Here is a 17,829-nt window from a genome sequence, read left to right as displayed (position 1 = left end):
GTCCCCCCAGCGGGGACGGCCTGGAGCTGTTTGACGCCTTCCCGTACCGCAAAGGAGCTGCCCATGCCGCTGGACCCCTCCTTCATCGGGCGGTCCTATCCGCCCACCGCCCCGTACGAGGTCGGCCGGGAGAAGATCCGCGAGTTCGCCGACGCCATCGGTGACGCCAACCCCGCCTTCCGCGACCCGGAGGCAGCCAAGGCGCTCGGCCACCCCGACGTGGTCGCGCCGCCGACCTTCCCGTTCCTGATCACCTACCGGGCCGCCGGCCAGGTGGTGGAGGACCCCGAGCTGGGGCTGGACTTCACCCGGGTGGTGCACGGCGACCAGAAGTTCACCTACACCCGCCCGGTGCGGGCCGGCGACCGGCTGGCCGTCACCGTGACGATCGACGCCATCAAGTCGATGGTCGGCAACGACATCCTGACGGTGCGCGGCGAGGTCCACGAGGCATCCGGTGAGCATGTGGTGACGGCGCTGATGACGCTGGTCGCGCGCGGCACGGCGGGGGAGTGAGGGGAGCGATGGCGACAAGCATCAACTACGACGAGGTCGAGGTCGGTACCGCGCTGCCGGCCCAGTCCTTCCCGGTGACCCGGGCCACCCTGGTCCAGTACGCGGGCGCCTCCGGTGACTTCAACCCGATCCACTGGAACGAGCGGTTCGCCCGCGAGGTCGGTCTGCCGGACGTGATCGCCCACGGCATGTTCACCATGGCCGAGGCGGCCCGGGTGGTCACCGACTGGCTGGGCGACCCGGGTGCGCTGGTCGAGTACGGCGTGCGCTTCACCAAGCCGGTGGTGGTGCCCGACGACGGCACCGGCGCCCTGGTCGAGGTGGCCGGCAAGGTCGCCGCCAAGCTGGAGGGCCGCCGGGTGCGGGTGGACCTGGTGGCCACCAGCGCCGGGCAGAAGGTGCTGGGGATGTCCCGGGCCGTGGTCCAGCTGGCCTGACGGCCCAGCCGGACGGGGGAGGGGCCGAACGGGGGGAGGGGCCGGAAGCGGTCCCTCCCCGCAGGGGCTTGACATAGTTAGTAATTGCTCAATAACTTATTTCCATGGCGAAGACCAGTGCCCGGATGTCGGCCGAGGAGCGGCGCGAGAGCGTCATCCGCGCGGCGATGACCGAGTTCGCCCGCGGTGGCTACATCGGTACCTCCACGGAGGCCATCGCGCGCCGGGTCGGCGTCTCCCAGCCGTACCTCTTCCGGCTCTTCCCCAACAAGCAGGCGATCTTCCTGGCGGCGGCCACCCGCTGCCTGGAGCGGACCCGCCGCGCGTTCGAGGAGGCCGTCGAGGGCGTCCCGGACGACCAGGTCGCCGAGGCCATGGGCACCGCGTACGGCAGGCTCATCGACGACCGCGACGTGCTGCTGATGCAGATGCAGATGTATGTCGCGGTCGCCACCGCCGACGCCTCGGGTGAGTCTGAGGTCGGCGATGCCGTCCGGGCCGGTTGGGCGGAGCTGTGGGACTGGCTCCAGCTTCGGCTGGGCGCCGATCCGAGGGTGACCACCGACTTCATGGCGCACGGAATGCTGGTCAACGTCCTGGTCTCGATGGGGTTCCCGGCCGACCACCGCGTCTGGGCCGGGCTCGATCCCGACTGTCTCTGATCCATCCGTTCCATCCGTTCCGTCCGATCCAGCCGACAGGGGCCCGGCGGGCCTCCGTCTGTCCGCAGAAGTTATTGATCAATAACTAATCCAGGGGGAAACCACCCATGCGCACCACGCGCACCGCGATCTGGGCGCTGGTCATCACCAGCGTCGCCGGCTTCATGGCCGCCCTCGACAACCTCGTCGTCACCACCGCCCTCCCCGCCATCCGCAAGGACCTCGGCGGCGGCCTGGAGGAGCTGGAGTGGACCGTCAGCGCCTACACCCTGACCTTCGCGGTGCTGCTGATGACCGGCGCCGCCCTCGGCGACCGCTTCGGCCGCCGCCGTATGCTCCTCATCGGCGTGGCCGTCTTCACCGCCGGATCCGCAGCCGCCGCCCTCGCCCCCGGCATGGGCGAACTCATCGCCGCCCGCGCCCTCCAGGGCGTCGGCGCGGCGCTCCTGATGCCGCTCACCCTCACCCTGCTCACCGCCGCCGTCCCCGCCGAGCGCCGTGGCCTGGCGTACGGCATCTGGGGCGCCGTCAACGGTCTGGCCGTCGCCACCGGCCCGCTGATCGGCGGCACCGTGGTCGAGCACATCTCCTGGCAGTGGATCTTCTGGCTGAACGTCCCGGTCGGCCTCGTCCTGCTGCCGCTCGCCCGGCTCCGCCTCGCCGAGAGCCACGGCCCGGCCGGCCGACTGGACATCCCCGGCACCCTGCTGGCCAGCGCCGGTCTCTTCGGCATCGTCTACGCCCTGGTCCGGGGCAACTCCGACGGCTGGACCAGCGCCCCCGTCCTCTCCGGCCTGATCGCCGGCGGCGCGCTGCTGGCCGCCTTCGTCGGCTGGGAACTGCGCAGCGCTGTCCCCATGCTCCCCATGCGGCTCTTCCGCAGCCGCGCCTTCAGCGCCGTCAACGCCGCCAGCCTGCTGATGTTCCTCGGCATGTTCGGCTCGATCTTCCTGCTCAGCCAGTTCCTCCAGGGCGTCGGCGGCTACACCCCGATGCAGGCCGGAATCCGGATGCTGCCCTGGACCGCCATGCCGATGCTGGTCGCGCCCATCGCCGGCATCCTCAGCGACCGCATCGGCGGTCGGCCCGTGGTCGCCACCGGACTCGCCCTCCAGGCCCTGGGCCTGGCCATGTTCGCCCTGGTGGTCGCGCCCGGCGTCTCCTACGCCGCGCAGGTGCCCGCGCTGATCGTCTGCGGGGTCGGCATGGCGCTCTTCTTCGCCCCCACCGCCAACCTGGTGATGACCAGCGTCCGCCCCGAGGAGCAGGGCATCGCCTCCGGCGCCAACAACGCCCTGCGCGAACTCGGCGGGGCCCTCGGTGTGGCCGTGCTCTCCTCCGTCTTCGCCGCCCGTGGCGGCTACACCTCCGCCCAGTCCTTCACCGACGGCCTGGTCCCCGCCCTGTGGACCGGTGCCGGCGCCATCGCCCTGGCCGCCGTCGCCGCGCTGCTGGTGCCGCGCAGGCGGCCCGCCGCCCCGGCCGAGGCGGGCCGGGAGCCCGTCCTGGAACCGGTCGCCTGAGCCCCCGCCGACCACTCTGCCGACCACTCTGCCGTCCACCCTGCCGCCGCCCCGCTCCGTCCTGAGCGGGGCGGCGGCGTGCCCGTACGCTGTTCCCGTGCAGGTACTCCAGGACGCCCCGCTCGCCCCGCTGACCACCTTCCGCCTCGGCGGCCCGGCCCGTCGGCTGGTCACCGCCACCACCGACGCCGAGGTCGTCGAGACCGTACGGGCCGCCGACCGCGCCGGGGAACCGCTGCTGCTGCTGGGCGGCGGCTCCAACCTGGTCATCGGCGACAAGGGGTTCGACGGCACCGCACTGCGCATCGCCACCACCGGCTTCACCGTCGACGGCACCGTGCTGGAGCTGGCGGCCGGCGAGGTCTGGACCGACGCCGTCGCCCGCACCGTCGAGCTGGGCCTGGCCGGGATCGAGTTCCTGGCCGGTATCCCCGGCTCAGCCGGTGCCACCCCGGTCCAGAACGTCGGCGCATACGGCCAGGAGGTCTCCGCCACCGTCACCGAGGTCGTCGCCTATGACCGGCGGGCCGAGCAGACCGTCACCCTCCCGGGCGCCGAGTGCGGCTTCTCCTACCGGAACAGCCGCTTCAAGGCCGACCCCGGCCGGTATGTGGTGCTCCGGGTGCGGTTCGGCCTGGAGGACGCGGGTGGGCTCTCCGCGCCGGTGAAGTACGCGGAGGTCGCCCGCACGCTCGGCGTGGAGCAGGGCGCGCGGGTGCCGCTCGGCACCGCCCGCGAGACCGTGCTGGCGCTGCGGGCCGGGAAGGGCATGGTGCTCGACCCGGACGACCATGACACCTGGTCGGCGGGGTCCTTCTTCACCAACCCGATCCTGGACGGGGCCGCGTACGCCGCCTTCCTCGACCGGGCCCGCGACCGGCTCGGCCCCGACACCGCCCCGCCCGCCTACCCGGCCGGCGACGGGCTGACGAAGACGTCGGCGGCCTGGCTCATCGACCGGGCCGGCTTCACCAAGGGCTGGGGCTCCGGCCCGGCCCGCATCTCCACCAAGCACACCCTGGCCCTGACCAACCGGGGCCGGGCCACCACCGAGGATCTGCTGGCGCTGGCCCGTGAGGTGCGGGACGGGGTGTGGGGGGTGTTCGGGGTGGAGCTGGTGTGTGAGCCGGTGATGGTGGGCGTGGAGTTGTGAGGCCGGGCCACTACCGAGGATCTGCTGGCGCTGGCCCGTGAGGGCGGGGGCCTGCCGGCGCCGGCCCCCGCCTTCAGGAGACCAGCCAGGCGTCGATCTCGGCCAGCAGCCGGGCCCGTACGTCGTCCGGGGCGCGGGAGGACCGGACCGACTGGCGGGCCAGTTCGGCCAGCTCGGCGTCGGTGAAGCCATGGGCGTCCCGGGCCAGGTCGTACTGGGCGACCAGCCGGGCCCCGAAGAGCAGCGGGTCGTCCGCGCCCAGCGCCATCGGCACCCCCGCGTCGAAGAGCCGGCGCAGCGGCACGTCCTCGGGCTTCTCATAGACGCCGAGCGCCACATTGGACGCCGGGCAGACCTCGCAGGTGATCTGCCGGTCGGCCAGCCGCCGCATCAGCCGCTCGTCTTCCGCCGCCCGCACCCCGTGCCCGATGCGGCCAGCGCCGAGGTCGTCCAGGCAGTCGCGGACGCTCTCCGGCCCGGACAGCTCCCCGCCGTGCGGCGCGGCCAGCAGCCCGCCCCGCCGGGCGATGTCGAAGGCCCGGTCGAAGTCGCGGGCCAGTCCGCGCCGCTCGTCGTTGGAGAGGCCGAACCCGATCACGCCCTGGTCGGCGTAGCGGACCGCCAGCCGGGCCAGCGTTCGGGCGTCCATGGGGCTGCGCATCCGGTTGGCCGCGACCAGCACCCTGATCCCCACCCCGGTGGCCTCGGAGGCGTCCCGCACCGCGTCCAGGATGAGCTCCAGCGCCGGGATCAGACCGCCCAGCCGGGGAGCGTACGACGTGGGGTCCACCTGGATCTCCAGCCAGCGGGAGCCCTCCGCCCGCTCGTCCTCCGCCGTCTCCCGGACCAGCCGCCGGATGTCGTCCTCGTCGCGCAGCACCGACCGGGCCATGTCGTACAGCCGCTGGAAGCGGAACCAGCCGCGCTCATCGGTCGCCCGCAGCCTCGGCGGCTCGCCGGAACTCAGCGCTTCGGGGAGGTGCACTCCGTGCTTGGCGGCCAGTTCCCGCAGCGTCGAGGGGCGCATGGAACCGGTGAAGTGCAGATGGAGGTGGGCCTTGGGGAGCAGCCGTACGTCGCGTGCGGAGGCGGAGGAGTGCAGGTGGTCCATTGGGAGATTCTGCCGCGTGCGCGCCCGCAGCGGACACCGATCCCGCGCAACGAGCCGCACAACACCAGCGCAACAACCCGTACGGCAAAGCGTCGGGGCCCGTCGCCACGGCGACGGGCCCCGAACGGAAGCACGGTGTCAGTCGCGCGCCTCGCCCAGCAGCTTCTGCACCCGGGAGACGCCCTCCACCAGGTCGTCGTCGCCCAGCGCATACGACAGCCGCAGATAGCCGGGCGTGCCGAACGCCTCGCCGGGCACCACCGCGACCTCGGCCTCGTCCAGGATCAGCGCGGCCAGCTCGATGGAGCTCTGCGGCCGCTTGCCGCGGATCTCCTTGCCCAGCAGCGCCTTCACCGACGGGTAGGCGTAGAAGGCGCCCTCCGGCTCGGGGCAGGTGACGCCGTCGATCTCGTTGAGCATCCGCACGATGGTGCGGCGGCGGCGGTCGAAGGCGGTCTTCATCGCGTCCACCGCCGACAGGTCGCCGCTCACCGCCGCCAGCGCCGCCGCCTGGGCGACATTGCTGACGTTGGAGGTGGCGTGCGACTGGAGGTTGGTCGCGGCCTTGACGACGTCCTTGGGCCCGATCAGCCACCCCACCCGCCAGCCGGTCATGGCGTACGTCTTGGCGACGCCGTTGACCACGATGCACCGGTCGGCCAGCTCGGGCACCAGCACCGGCAGCGAGTGGAACTCGGCCTCGCCGTAGACCAGGTGCTCGTAGATCTCGTCGGTGAGCACCCAGAGGCCGTGCTCCACGGCCCAGCGGCCGATCGCCTCCGCCTCGGCGCGGGAGTAGACGGCGCCGGTGGGGTTGGACGGGGAGACGAAGAGCAGCACCTTGGTGTGCTCGGTGCGGGCCGCCTCCAGCTGCTCCACGGAGACCTTGTAGCCGGTGGTCTCGTCGGCGACGACATCCACCGGGACGCCGCCGGCCAGCCGGATGGACTCCGGGTAGGTGGTCCAGTACGGCGCGGGGACGATGACCTCGTCGCCCGGGTCCAGGATCGCGGCGAACGCCTCGTAGATGGCCTGCTTGCCGCCATTGGTGACCAGCACCTGCGCCGGGTCCACCTGCCACCCCGAGTCGCGGAGGGTCTTCTCCGCGATGGCCTTCTTGAGCTCGGGCAGGCCGCCGGCCGGGGTGTAGCGGTGGAACCTGGGGTCGCGGCAGGCCAGCACCGCGGCCTCGACGATGTAGTCCGGGGTCGGGAAGTCCGGCTCGCCGGCCCCGAAGCCGATCACCGGGCGGCCGGCCGCCTTGAGGGCCTTGGCCTTGGCGTCCACCGCCAGGGTCGCGGACTCCGCGATGGCACCGATGCGGGCCGAGACCCGGCGGTCGGCGGGCCGCGCGGCGGGGTCGGACTGGGGAGCAGGGTGGGGGGAAGCAGCGCTCATGTCTGCATGGTCGCAGAATCGCCCCCGCCCCGGCACGGCGGTTTCAGCATGCGTGCACGCGCGGGTGAAGGCGGCTCGCGAGGGGCAGCGCCGCTGGTCCGGGCGGCGGTTGATCGGCAAAAAGTTCGACGTGGCGGCCCAGAGCCCGTACACTCGTCGCTCGATGGCAACCCGTCACCGCAGATGGCTCGCGTACCCCACGCAGCGGCTCGGATGCGGTAGGTTGGTGGTCATCTCGGCGCCGCAAGGTTCCGAAGGGCTATAGCTCAATTGGTAGAGCACTGGTCTCCAAAACCAGCGGTTGGGGGTTCGAGTCCCTCTGGCCCTGCTGCTTGATCCGCGCCGAGCCCGCGCGCTCCACCCGAGCGTGCGGGCTTGATGCGGAGAGGGCTCCGACAGCACTGCGACCGGATTTCAGGTGAGGACGAGTGACGGAGACCACGGGCTCCACCGCGACGCCTGAGCGTGGCCGTCCCGAGGAAGAGCCGAGCGAGCTGCCCTCTCGCCGCGACCGCAAGCGCGCCGCGAAGAAGGACAGGAAGGGCGTCTTCGCCCGCCTCGCCCTCTTCTACCGCCAGATCATCGCGGAGCTGCGCAAGGTCGTCTGGCCTACCCGCAACGACCTGGTGACCTACACCACCGTGGTGATCGTCTTCGTGGTGGTCATCATGGCGATCGTTTCGGGCCTCGACTGGAGCTTCGCCAAGCTCAGCTTCTTGGTCTTCGGCTGAGTCGCCGCGACCGCGTCATCGGCACCGATCGGACAATCCCGCTACCGTTGACTCGGTACTGTTGAGGTCCGAGCCGTACACGGACGCTGTTCGCATCGATCTGATTCGAGGACTGGACAGGAGAAGGAAACGGCGCGGAACCGTTCCATCTCTCATCTCCAGGAAGAAGCAGCCACCGTGTCTGAGTCCCCCCTGTACGACGCCGACGAGACCGTCCGCGCGGCGGACGACGCCGTGGAGCGCGACGCGGCCTCCTCGGCCGAGGCCGAGGGCGACACCGCGGAGCAGATCGTCGACGCGGCCGATGCGGACGTGGACGAGGTCGAGGCTGCCGAGGCCGAGGCGGGCGCCCCGGCCGAGGAGGCCGCGCTGCACGTCACCGACGACGCCGAGTCCGAGGCCCAGGAGGCCTTCGAGGGCGGCGCCGAGGAGGCTGAAGAAGCCGAGGACGTGGACCCCGTCGCCAAGTTCCGCGAGGAGCTGCGGCTCGCTCCCGGCGAGTGGTACGTCATCCACACCTACGCGGGCTATGAGAACCGCGTGAAGGCCAACCTGGAGCAGCGCGCCGTCTCGCTGAACGTCGAGGAGTACATCTACCAGGCCGAGGTGCCCCAGGAAGAGGTCGTCCAGATCAAGAACGGCGACCGCAAGACCATCCGCCAGAACAAGCTCCCCGGCTATGTCCTGGTGCGGATGGACCTCACCAACGAGTCCTGGGGCGTGGTCCGCAACACTCCCGGTGTCACCGGCTTCGTGGGCAACGCCTACGACCCGTACCCGCTGACCCTGGACGAGGTCGTCAAGATGCTCGCCCCCGACGTGGAGCGCGCTGCGGCCAAGGAGGCCGGCAAGCCCTCCCCGTCCCGCCCGGTCGAGGTCCAGGTGCTGGACTTCGAGGTGGGCGACTCGGTCACCGTCACCGACGGCCCCTTCGCCACCCTCCAGGCGACCATCAACGAGATCAACCCCGACTCCAAGAAGGTCAAGGGCCTGGTCGAGATCTTCGGTCGGGAGACCCCGGTCGAGCTCTCCTTCGACCAGATCCAGAAGAACTAGCCGTACCAAGGCCCCGAAGGAGCCCCCGGCCGACGGTTTCCCGTCGGCCGGGGGCTCCTTCATGCCTTCGGGGGGAGCGCTACGCTTTCCCTTTCCGTCGGGGAGGGGACAGGCACATGCAGAATCCGTTCAGGGATGGTGGGCCGCTCGACAGGGCGAGGCCGGTGATGTCCTTGCTGCTCGCCATTGCGCTCCTGGTCAGCGGCATGGCGAACCACCGGAACGGCGCCTCGCTGCTGTGGCCGGTGGTGGGTGCCCTGCTGGTGCTGTGGGCGCTGTACGCCCTCTACCGCGACCTGCTCCGCCACCGGCGTTTTGGGCCAGGCGCCGGTTCACGTTAGTCTGGTGCGATGTGTGTGCGTGACCCGGGCAGTGTCCCGTACCCCGCACACACTGCCACCCAAGGCCCTGACGGCCGCTCCTGACGCCTGGCAGCATCCGGCGCGGCGTGTCGGGAAACACCTCTCAGAAGGACCCGGAGAGACATGCCTCCCAAGAAGAAGAAGGTCACGGGGCTCATCAAGCTCCAGATCAACGCCGGCGCCGCCAACCCGGCGCCGCCGGTCGGCCCCGCGCTGGGCCAGCACGGCGTCAACATCATGGAGTTCTGCAAGGCGTACAACGCCGCCACCGAGTCGCAGCGCGGCATGGTGGTGCCGGTGGAGATCACGGTCTACGAGGACCGTACCTTCACGTTCGTCACCAAGACTCCGCCGGCCGCCAAGCTGATCCTGAAGGCCGCGGGCGTGGACAAGGGCTCCGGCGAGCCGCACAAGACCAAGGTCGCCAAGATCACCCGCGACCAGGTCCGTGAGATCGCCACCACCAAGATGCCCGACCTGAACGCCAACGACCTGGACCAGGCCGAGAAGATCATCGCCGGCACCGCCCGGTCGATGGGCGTCACCGTCGAGGGCTGAACCTCCCCCGAGGTTCGTTCCCTGTGGTAGGGCCCGCGCTGGCCCGCAGCCACCACGACTCCGTACAAGACTCAGGAGCAGCAGTGAAGCGCAGCAAGGCTCTGACTGCCGCGGCCGCCAAGATCGACCGCGAGCGTCTCTACGCCCCCCTGGAGGCCATCCGCCTCGCCAAGGCGACCTCCACCACCAAGTTCGACTCGACCGTCGAGATCGCCATGCGCCTGGGTGTCGACCCGCGCAAGGCCGACCAGATGGTCCGCAGCACCGTGAACCTGCCGCACGGCACCGGCAAGACCGCTCGGGTCCTGGTCTTCGCGACCGGTGAGCGTGCGGCGGCCGCGGAGGCTGCGGGCGCCGACATCGTGGGCGCCGACGAGCTGATCGACGAGGTGTCGAAGGGCCGTCTGGACTTCGACGCCGTCGTCGCCACCCCGGACCTCATGGGCAAGGTCGGCCGCCTGGGCCGGGTGCTCGGTCCCCGTGGCCTGATGCCGAACCCGAAGACCGGCACCGTGACCCCGGACGTGGCCAAGGCCGTGACCGAGATCAAGGGCGGCAAGATCGAGTTCCGCGTCGACAAGCACTCGAACCTGCACTTCATCATCGGCAAGTCGTCCTTCTCCGACGAGCAGCTCGTCGAGAACTACGCCGCCGCCCTTGAGGAGGTGCTGCGGGCCAAGCCGTCCGCCGCCAAGGGCCGCTACATCAAGAAGGCCACCGTGTCGACCACCATGGGCCCCGGCGTCCCGGTCGACCCGAACCGCACCCGGAACCTTCTCGTGGAGGAGGACCCCGCGGCGGTCTGACGCCTGCGGTCCGACCCCCCGGGGAAACCTGTCGGCGGGCCCGCACTCCTGGTCATCAGGGGTGCGGGCCCGCTGTCGTTCCGGGCTCGGTAGAGTCCGGGACTGACGCCGCTCCGGGACCGACCGAGGACATCCATGCGCCGTATACGCACCGCTGTCGCCGTAGCCGCCGCTGCGGCGCTCCTCGGCGGTGCCACGGCCTGCGGCGGGGACGGGGGCCGGGAGCGGACGCCGCAGGAGGCGTTCCAAGCCTCGGCGAAGGTCATGGCGGCGGCCGGAGCTGCCAAGGTCGCCCTGGTGCGGCAGGACCCGGCGGACGGCCCGAGCAGCGGCAGCGGGGTGCTCTCCTGGGGGAGCAAGCCCGCCCTGGACCTGGTACTGGACCGGGGGTCCGGCGAGGTCGCCGTGCGGACCCTGGACGGAGTGGTCTACCTGGGGGCCGACGCCGCGCAGACGGTGCGGATGGGCGGCCGGCGGTGGATGAAGTTCGACCCCGAGAAGTCCTCGGGCGGCAACTCGGAGGCGGCCGGGTACTCGACCTGGAGCGAGCAGCTCGACCCGGTGTCCGACCTGGCCGCCCTGGCGGAGGTGGGCACGCTCCAGCGGCTGGGTGAGGAGAGGCTGGGCGACGTCCACACCGTCCACTACCGGGGCACCGCGACGATCCGCGCCCTGGTGGGGGCGACCGGCGACCTCACGGCCGCACAGCGGGTCTCGGTGCTCGGGGCCTATCTGCGGCAGGGCGCCACCAGTGTCACCGCCGACATCTGGATCAACGACAAGGACGAGGTCGTGCAGGAGCGGAAGACCTGCAAGGTCGCCAAGGGGGAGGCGATCACCTCGACCCGCTACTCCGAGATCGGCACCGAGGTGAACATCCAGGCTCCGCTGCCGGACGACACCTTCGACCTCGCGGACGCCGACCCCGGGAACGCAACCGGCTGAGCCGGGGCCCGGCACTACCGGAAGGCGCGGTCCGAAGGGAGAGCGCGGTCCGCAAACCGAGGGGGAGCCCTGTGCAGCAGCGCCGCCTGAGAGCCGCCGGCACCGTCGCGGTGCTGGCCGCCGCCGCCTGCTCCCCCGCAGCCGGGGCGGGCTCGCCGAAGACCGCCGAGCCCGCCCCGGCTGCGGTGCTCGACCTGGTCGGCCGGAACGCCGCCGCGGCCGGTACCGCCCGGGTCTCCATGACGATGCGCATCCCGGGCATCAGCGGGGCCTTCACCGTCGACGGCGTGATGGGGTGGGGCGACCAGATCGGCATGGACATCCAGTACGGCGGCAACGAGGCCATGAAGGGGCTGGACCCGGACGGCTCGGTGCACGCGGTGGCCAAGGGGGCGACCATCTACTACGAGCTGCACGGCCCGGCGATCAGCCGGTTCGGCGGCAAGCACTGGATGAGGATGGACCTGTCCGCCGGGACGGGCGCCCAGGGCGGCGGCGCCACGGAGGCGCAGCTCTACCAGGACCCGTCGGCCGTCGCCAAGGCCCTTACGGCCTCCGGCGACCTCAGGGAGGTCGGCAAGGAGACCGTCGCCGCCGCCGAGACCACCCGCTACTCCGGCTCGGTGCCGGTGGCGAAGCTGGTCGCCGCCGGCTCCGGACTCACCGCGCAGCAGCGGAAGCGCCTGCTCAGGGCGTTGCAGGCGGCGGGCATCGGCGACACCGCCGTCGACCTCTGGGTGGACGCCGAGCAGCTGCCGGTCCGGGTGGTCCGGACGACGCCCACCGAGCAGGGCACCATGACCGTGACGACCGACTTCGCCGACTACGGGACGCCGCTCAAGGTCACCGTCCCACCGGCCTCCGACACGGCGGACCTGGTCGATCTGATGAAGAAGCTGAAGGCGCAGGGCTGACCGGCCGGCTCGGCGCGCGGCCCCTGAGGGGCGATTTGCCCGGGGCCGCCCCCGTCACCTACGCTGTGGCTTGCCAAAGACCGCTGGTTGTCGCCGTGTGCCCGCGAGGGTGCCATGGCGGCCGAAGGATCTGCGAACGAAGTGCAGACGGCCTGCGCAGGTGTGACTGGAGCTTGATCTCCGGCTTCCCCGTGAAGCCGTCGAGATCGCCGCGAGCCCCGTGCGCCTGCGCGCCGGGGCTCTTCTCGTTCTCCCAGCCCCCTTCCTGCGGGACCGGCGCACCAGGTCGACTCTCGAACGGTCGGCCGAGCATCGACATCACGGAAGGAGGCGTAAGCCTATGGCGAGGCCCGACAAGTCTGCCGCTGTCGCGGAGCTCACGGACAAGTTCCGCAGCTCCAACGCGGCCGTGCTGACCGAGTACCGCGGTCTGACCGTGGCGCAGCTCAAGACGCTGCGCCGTTCGCTGGGTGAGAACGCCCAGTACGCCGTGGTGAAGAACACGCTGACCAAGATCGCTGCCAATGAGGCCGGGATCACCGAGCTGGACGACCTGTTCGCGGGTCCGACGGCTGTGGCCTTCGTCACCGGTGACCCGGTGGAGTCGGCCAAGGGTCTGCGTGACTTCGCCAAGGAGAACCCGGCTCTCATCATCAAGGGCGGTGTCCTTGACGGCAAGGCGCTGTCCGCCGATGAGATCAAGAAGCTCGCGGACCTCGAGTCCCGCGAGGTGCTGCTCGCCAAGCTGGCGGGTGGCCTGAAGGCGTCCATGGCCAAGGCCGCGGCGACCTTCCAGGCCCCGCTCACGAAGTTCGCCCGCACCGCGGACGCGCTTCGCAGCAAGGTCGAGCAGGGCGGTGCCGGTACGCCGGCTCCCGCCGCCGAGGACGCGGCCGCCGAGTAGTCGGCAGGCTCACGCCTCGCAGCGGGCCCGTACGCCCGCCGTTATGTACATCCGGCACCCGCCGAATTAGTGGAAGGACGCCATCATGGCGAAGCTGTCGCAGGACGAGCTGCTCGAGGTCTTCGGTGAGATGACCCTGATCGAGCTCTCCGAGTTCGTGAAGGCCTTCGAGGAGAAGTTCGACGTCGAGGCCGCCGCCCCGGTCGCCGTGGCCGGCATCGCCGCCGCTGCCGCCCCGGCCGAGGCCGCCGAGGAGCAGGACGAGTTCGACGTCATCCTCGAGTCCGCCGGTGACAAGAAGATCCAGGTCATCAAGGAGGTCCGCAGCCTGACCTCGCTCGGCCTGAAGGAGGCCAAGGACTTGGTGGACGGCACCCCGAAGCCGGTCCTGGAGAAGGTCAAGAAGGAGGACGCGGAGAAGGCCAAGGCTGCCCTTGAGGCCGCCGGCGCCAAGGTCACCGTCAAGTGACCCTGGTCTCCTGACCGCAGTCTGCTGCGCCGCCCCTCGCGGGCGGTGGGCCGGGGCGGCCACCCGAACGGGTGGCCGCCCCGGCCTTTTCGCTTCGATGGCGCAGTGTGTTCCGGCGAACGGGGTCGGATGCTCGGCTCTGTCGGCGGGGCCCGGTAGGGTGAGCGCTGTTGTCGCCGCACCGCCCTCACCACGGGTTCTCTGCCGGCACAGCAGCGCCGTCGGGCGGCGTTCGCGGAGGTCTCCGCGGCATCCGGCCCTTGACGAACCGCACGCATCGCGCGATTCTCAGGTCGCGCGTTCACTCCGTACGGCCCGCGATGCATGAACCGGGCTCGTGACGGGAAGTGAACACGGCGTGAGATGTATGGCTTCGTGAGGGGCCGTACGACAGGCAGGAACCGCCCTGCGGACCGCCCCGACGGGGGCGGTCGGCATGAGGGAGGGGAGTCTCCGATTCGGTCTCCGAATCAGAGCTGGACAGCAGTGTGCCGAATGGCTACACTGTCCCTTTGCGCTGCCTGTTAGCTGCTCCGTGACTCGTCGCCCGGAGTTCGCACTGCCCTGAACAGGGGCGGCACCCCGTCCGAGCACCCGTTCCGACCAGGAGAAACCTCCTGCCGGAAGAGGTCTCGCAACGGCGGGGGCGCCGGTCCTGCGAAGGTCGGGCCCGGTACGCGCGTAGTGAGTCCGAGCCCTCGGAAGGACCCCCTCTTGGCCGCCTCGCGCAACGCCTCGAACAACTCCGCCTCCACCGCACCCCTGCGTGTCTCCTTCGCGAAGATCCGCGAGCCTCTCGAGGTACCGAACCTCCTCGCCCTGCAGACCGAGAGCTTCGACTGGCTGCTCGGCAACGCCGCGTGGAAGGCACGGGTCGAGGCTGCTCTCGCGAACGGACACGACGTCCCCACCAAGTCCGGCCTCGAGGAGATCTTCGAGGAGATCTCGCCGATCGAGGACTTCTCCGGCTCCATGTCGCTGACCTTCCGCGACCACCGTTTCGAGCCGCCGAAGAACTCCATCGACGAGTGCAAGGAGCGCGACTTCACCTTTGCCGCGCCGCTCTTCGTCACCGCCGAGTTCACCAACAACGAGACCGGCGAGATCAAGTCGCAGACGGTCTTCATGGGCGACTTCCCGCTCATGACCAACAAGGGCACCTTCGTCATCAACGGCACCGAGCGTGTCGTGGTGTCCCAGCTGGTCCGCTCGCCGGGCGTCTACTTCGACTCCACGCTCGACAAGACCTCCGACAAGGACGTCTTCTCCGCCAAGGTCATCCCGTCGCGCGGTGCCTGGCTGGAGATGGAGATCGACAAGCGCGACATGGTCGGTGTCCGCATCGACCGCAAGCGCAAGCAGTCCGTCACCGTGCTGCTCAAGGCTCTCGGCTGGACCAACGAGATGATCCTTGAGGAGTTCGGCGAGTACGAGTCCATGCGCGCCACCCTGGAGAAGGACCACACCCAGGGGCAGGACGACGCGCTGCTGGACATCTACCGCAAGCTGCGTCCGGGCGAGCCGCCGACGCGTGAGGCCGCCCAGACCCTGCTGGAGAACCTCTACTTCAACCCCAAGCGCTACGACCTCGCCAAGGTCGGCCGCTACAAGGTCAACCGCAAGCTCGGCATCGACGAGTCGCTGGACTCCGGCGTGCTCACCGAGCAGGACGTCATCGCCACCATCAAGTACCTGGTCAAGCTGCACGCCGGCGAGACCGAGTGGGTGGACGCCGAGGAGGGTCGCGACATCGTCGTCGAGGTCGACGACATCGACCACTTCGGCAACCGGCGCCTGCGCAATGTCGGCGAGCTCATCCAGAACCAGGTCCGCACGGGTCTGGCCCGGATGGAGCGCGTCGTCCGCGAGCGGATGACCACCCAGGACGTCGAGGCGATCACGCCGCAGACCCTGATCAACATCCGGCCGGTCGTCGCCTCCATCAAGGAGTTCTTCGGCACCAGCCAGCTGTCCCAGTTCATGGACCAGACCAACCCGCTGTCGGGCCTGACCCACAAGCGCCGCCTGTCGGCGCTGGGCCCCGGTGGTCTCTCCCGTGAGCGGGCCGGCTTCGAGGTCCGTGACGTGCACCCGTCCCACTACGGCCGGATGTGCCCGATCGAGACCCCTGAAGGCCCGAACATCGGCCTGATCGGCTCGCTGGCCTCCTATGGCCGGGTCAACGCCTTCGGCTTTGTGGAGACCCCGTACCGCAAGGTCGTCGACGGTGTGGTCACCGAGCAGGTGGACTACCTCACCGCCGACGAGGAGGACCGCTTCGTCATCGCGCAGGCCAACGCGCCGCTGACGGACGAGCTCACCTTCGCGGAGCCCCGGGTGCTGGTCCGCCGCCGTGGCGGCGAGATCGACTACATCCCGGGCACCGAGGTCGACTACATGGACGTCTCGCCGCGCCAGATGGTGTCGGTCGCGACGGCCATGATCCCCTTCCTGGAGCACGACGACGCCAACCGCGCGCTCATGGGATCCAACATGATGCGCCAGGCCGTCCCGCTGCTGAAGAGCGAGGCGCCGCTGGTCGGCACCGGCATGGAGTACCGCGCCGCGGTCGACGCCGCCGACGTGATCTCCGCCGAGAAGGCGGGTGTGGTCCAGGAGGTCTCCGCGGACTACATCACCGTCGCCAACGACGACGGCACCTACACCACCTACCGGGTCGCCAAGTTCACCCGCTCCAACCAGGGCACCGCCTTCAACCAGAAGGTGATCGTGGACGAGGGCGCCCGGATCGAGGTCGGCCAGGTGCTGGCCGACGGCCCCTGCACCGACGAGGGCGAGATGGCCCTCGGCAAGAACCTGCTCGTGGCGTTCATGCCGTGGGAGGGCCACAACTACGAGGACGCGATCATCCTGTCGCAGCGCCTCGTGCAGGACGACGTCCTCTCCTCGATCCACATCGAGGAGCACGAGGTCGACGCCCGCGACACCAAGCTGGGCCCGGAGGAGATCACCCGGGACATCCCCAATGTCTCCGAGGAGGTCCTCGCCGACCTCGACGAGCGCGGCATCATCCGGATCGGCGCGGACGTCACCACCGGCGACATCCTGGTCGGCAAGGTCACCCCCAAGGGCGAGACCGAGCTGACCCCGGAGGAGCGCCTGCTCCGCGCGATCTTCGGTGAGAAGGCCCGCGAGGTCCGCGACACCTCCCTGAAGGTGCCGCACGGCGAGTCCGGCAAGATCATCGGTGTCCGCGTCTTCGACCGCGAGGAGGGCGACGAGCTTCCCCCGGGCGTCAACCAGCTGGTCCGCGTCTATGTGGCCCAGAAGCGGAAGATCACCGACGGTGACAAGCTCGCCGGCCGCCACGGCAACAAGGGCGTCATCTCCAAGATCCTCCCGGTCGAGGACATGCCGTTCCTTGAGGACGGCACCCCCGTGGACATCGTCCTCAACCCGCTCGGTGTCCCGTCCCGGATGAACCCGGGACAGGTCCTGGAGACCCACCTCGGCTGGCTGGCCAAGCAGGGCTGGAACGTCTCCGGCATCGCCGACGAGTGGGCCCGCCGCCTCCAGGCGATCGACGCGGACCAGGTCGAGCCGGGTACCAACCTGGCCACCCCGGTCTTCGACGGCGCCCGCGAGGACGAGATCACCGGCCTGCTGGAGAACACCATCCCCAACCGCGACGGCAACCGCATGGTCGGTGCCTCCGGCAAGGCGCGGCTGTTCGACGGCCGCTCCGGGGAGCCGTTCCCGCACCCGATCTCGATCGGCTACATGTACATCCTCAAGCTGCACCACCTGGTCGACGACAAGCTGCACGCCCGGTCGACCGGCCCGTACTCGATGATCACCCAGCAGCCGCTCGGTGGTAAGGCGCAGTTCGGTGGTCAGCGCTTCGGTGAGATGGAGGTGTGGGCCCTGGAGGCGTACGGCGCGGCCTACGCCCTGCAGGAGCTGCTCACCATCAAGTCCGACGACGTCCTCGGCCGAGTGAAGGTCTACGAGGCCATCGTCAAGGGCGAGAACATCCCTGAGCCCGGCATCCCCGAGTCCTTCAAGGTGCTCATCAAGGAGATGCAGTCGCTCTGCCTGAACGTGGAGGTGCTGTCGTCCGACGGTATGTCCATCGAGATGCGTGACTCCGACGAGGACGTGTTCCGCGCCGCGGAGGAGCTCGGTATCGACCTGTCCCGGCGAGAGCCGAGCAGCGTCGAAGAGGTCTGACGGAGGTCGGTGGGCCTCACCCCCGGTGAGGCCCACCACCCCCAGGCCCCCTCAGACCAGACGAAAGACTCGACCCCTGAAAGAGGGCTTGAC

The 17,829-nt window shown here is 70.3% G+C and carries 17 protein-coding genes and 1 tRNA gene; 16 read left to right on the top strand and 2 right to left on the bottom strand.

All coding sequences use genetic code 11. The annotated features are described in order from the left end of the window. Nucleotides 1-63 precede the first annotated feature (63 nt). The 5 genes from C7M71_RS12160 (at nt 64) to C7M71_RS12140 (ending at nt 4,291) form a co-directional block, all read left to right on the top strand. Entirely contained in the window at nt 64-516 is a 453-nt protein-coding gene (locus C7M71_RS12160; protein WP_111489979.1) for a MaoC family dehydratase N-terminal domain-containing protein, read from the top strand. Between the two features lie 8 nt (nt 517-524). Next, on the top strand, nt 525-953 hold the full coding sequence (locus C7M71_RS12155; protein ID WP_111489980.1) for a MaoC family dehydratase: 429 nt from the start codon (nt 525-527) through the stop codon (nt 951-953). A 104-nt stretch (nt 954-1,057) separates the two neighbouring features. Continuing rightward, complete coding sequence (locus tag C7M71_RS12150; RefSeq protein WP_229758678.1) at nt 1,058-1,615, top strand: TetR/AcrR family transcriptional regulator; 558 nt, start codon at nt 1,058-1,060, stop codon at nt 1,613-1,615. A 107-nt stretch (nt 1,616-1,722) separates the two neighbouring features. Continuing rightward, nucleotides 1,723-3,138, top strand: a complete 1,416-nt coding sequence (locus C7M71_RS12145) for a DHA2 family efflux MFS transporter permease subunit (RefSeq protein WP_111489982.1) — start codon at nt 1,723-1,725, stop codon at nt 3,136-3,138. A gap of 97 nt (nt 3,139-3,235) precedes the next feature. After that, on the top strand, nt 3,236-4,291 hold the full coding sequence (locus C7M71_RS12140) for a UDP-N-acetylmuramate dehydrogenase (RefSeq protein WP_111489983.1): 1,056 nt from the start codon (nt 3,236-3,238) through the stop codon (nt 4,289-4,291). A 73-nt stretch (nt 4,292-4,364) separates the two neighbouring features. Here the strand turns inward: C7M71_RS12140 and C7M71_RS12135 are convergent, their stop codons facing one another. After that, nucleotides 4,365-5,402 (bottom strand): adenosine deaminase, encoded by a 1,038-nt coding sequence (locus C7M71_RS12135; protein ID WP_111489984.1) that lies wholly within the window; start codon nt 5,400-5,402, stop codon nt 4,365-4,367. A gap of 138 nt (nt 5,403-5,540) precedes the next feature. After that, a complete protein-coding gene (locus C7M71_RS12130) occupies nt 5,541-6,800 on the bottom strand; it encodes a pyridoxal phosphate-dependent aminotransferase (protein ID WP_111489985.1) in 1,260 nt (419 codons plus the stop codon). A gap of 255 nt (nt 6,801-7,055) precedes the next feature. Here C7M71_RS12130 and C7M71_RS12125 point away from each other — a divergent pair. The 11 genes from C7M71_RS12125 to rpoB all read left to right on the top strand — a co-directional run bounded on the left by C7M71_RS12125 (nt 7,056) and on the right by rpoB (nt 17,736). Further along, a tRNA-Trp gene (locus C7M71_RS12125) sits at nt 7,056-7,128 on the top strand. A 100-nt stretch (nt 7,129-7,228) separates the two neighbouring features. Continuing rightward, nucleotides 7,229-7,531, top strand: a complete 303-nt coding sequence (gene secE, locus C7M71_RS12120; protein ID WP_111489986.1) for a preprotein translocase subunit SecE — start codon at nt 7,229-7,231, stop codon at nt 7,529-7,531. A gap of 177 nt (nt 7,532-7,708) precedes the next feature. Next, nucleotides 7,709-8,587: a transcription termination/antitermination protein NusG gene (gene nusG, locus C7M71_RS12115; protein WP_111489987.1), complete on the top strand. Its 879-nt coding sequence runs from the start codon at nt 7,709-7,711 to the stop codon at nt 8,585-8,587. Nucleotides 8,588-8,703: 116 nt separating this feature from the next. After that, nucleotides 8,704-8,928, top strand: a complete 225-nt coding sequence (locus C7M71_RS12110) for a hypothetical protein (RefSeq protein ID WP_111489988.1) — start codon at nt 8,704-8,706, stop codon at nt 8,926-8,928. Between the two features lie 144 nt (nt 8,929-9,072). After that, on the top strand, nt 9,073-9,507 hold the full coding sequence (gene rplK / locus C7M71_RS12105; RefSeq protein ID WP_111489989.1) for a 50S ribosomal protein L11: 435 nt from the start codon (nt 9,073-9,075) through the stop codon (nt 9,505-9,507). A gap of 83 nt (nt 9,508-9,590) precedes the next feature. Beyond that, entirely contained in the window at nt 9,591-10,313 is a 723-nt protein-coding gene (rplA, locus tag C7M71_RS12100; RefSeq protein ID WP_111489990.1) for a 50S ribosomal protein L1, read from the top strand. Between the two features lie 135 nt (nt 10,314-10,448). Then, a complete protein-coding gene (locus C7M71_RS12095; protein WP_114914334.1) occupies nt 10,449-11,258 on the top strand; it encodes a hypothetical protein in 810 nt (269 codons plus the stop codon). Nucleotides 11,259-11,329: 71 nt separating this feature from the next. Beyond that, nucleotides 11,330-12,172 carry a LolA-like protein gene (locus C7M71_RS12090; protein WP_111489992.1) on the top strand — a complete coding sequence of 281 codons (843 nt, stop codon included), beginning with the start codon at nt 11,330-11,332 and terminating at the stop codon, nt 12,170-12,172. A 340-nt stretch (nt 12,173-12,512) separates the two neighbouring features. After that, nucleotides 12,513-13,076, top strand: coding sequence for a 50S ribosomal protein L10 (gene rplJ, locus C7M71_RS12085; protein WP_111489993.1), 564 nt, complete (start codon nt 12,513-12,515; stop codon nt 13,074-13,076). An 85-nt stretch (nt 13,077-13,161) separates the two neighbouring features. Further along, nucleotides 13,162-13,545, top strand: coding sequence for a 50S ribosomal protein L7/L12 (rplL, locus tag C7M71_RS12080; RefSeq protein ID WP_111489994.1), 384 nt, complete (start codon nt 13,162-13,164; stop codon nt 13,543-13,545). Between the two features lie 714 nt (nt 13,546-14,259). Continuing rightward, the gene (rpoB, locus tag C7M71_RS12070) at nt 14,260-17,736 is read left to right on the top strand and encodes a DNA-directed RNA polymerase subunit beta (protein ID WP_111489995.1); all 3,477 of its coding nucleotides are present in this window, start codon (nt 14,260-14,262) and stop codon (nt 17,734-17,736) included. The last annotated feature ends 93 nt before the right edge of the window (nt 17,737-17,829 follow it).

This window comes from Peterkaempfera bronchialis, assembly GCF_003258605.2.
Taxonomy (GTDB): domain Bacteria; phylum Actinomycetota; class Actinomycetes; order Streptomycetales; family Streptomycetaceae; genus Peterkaempfera; species Peterkaempfera bronchialis.
Note: the sequence above shows the minus strand (reverse complement) of the source record. Positions and strands in the feature narration are given on the sequence as shown.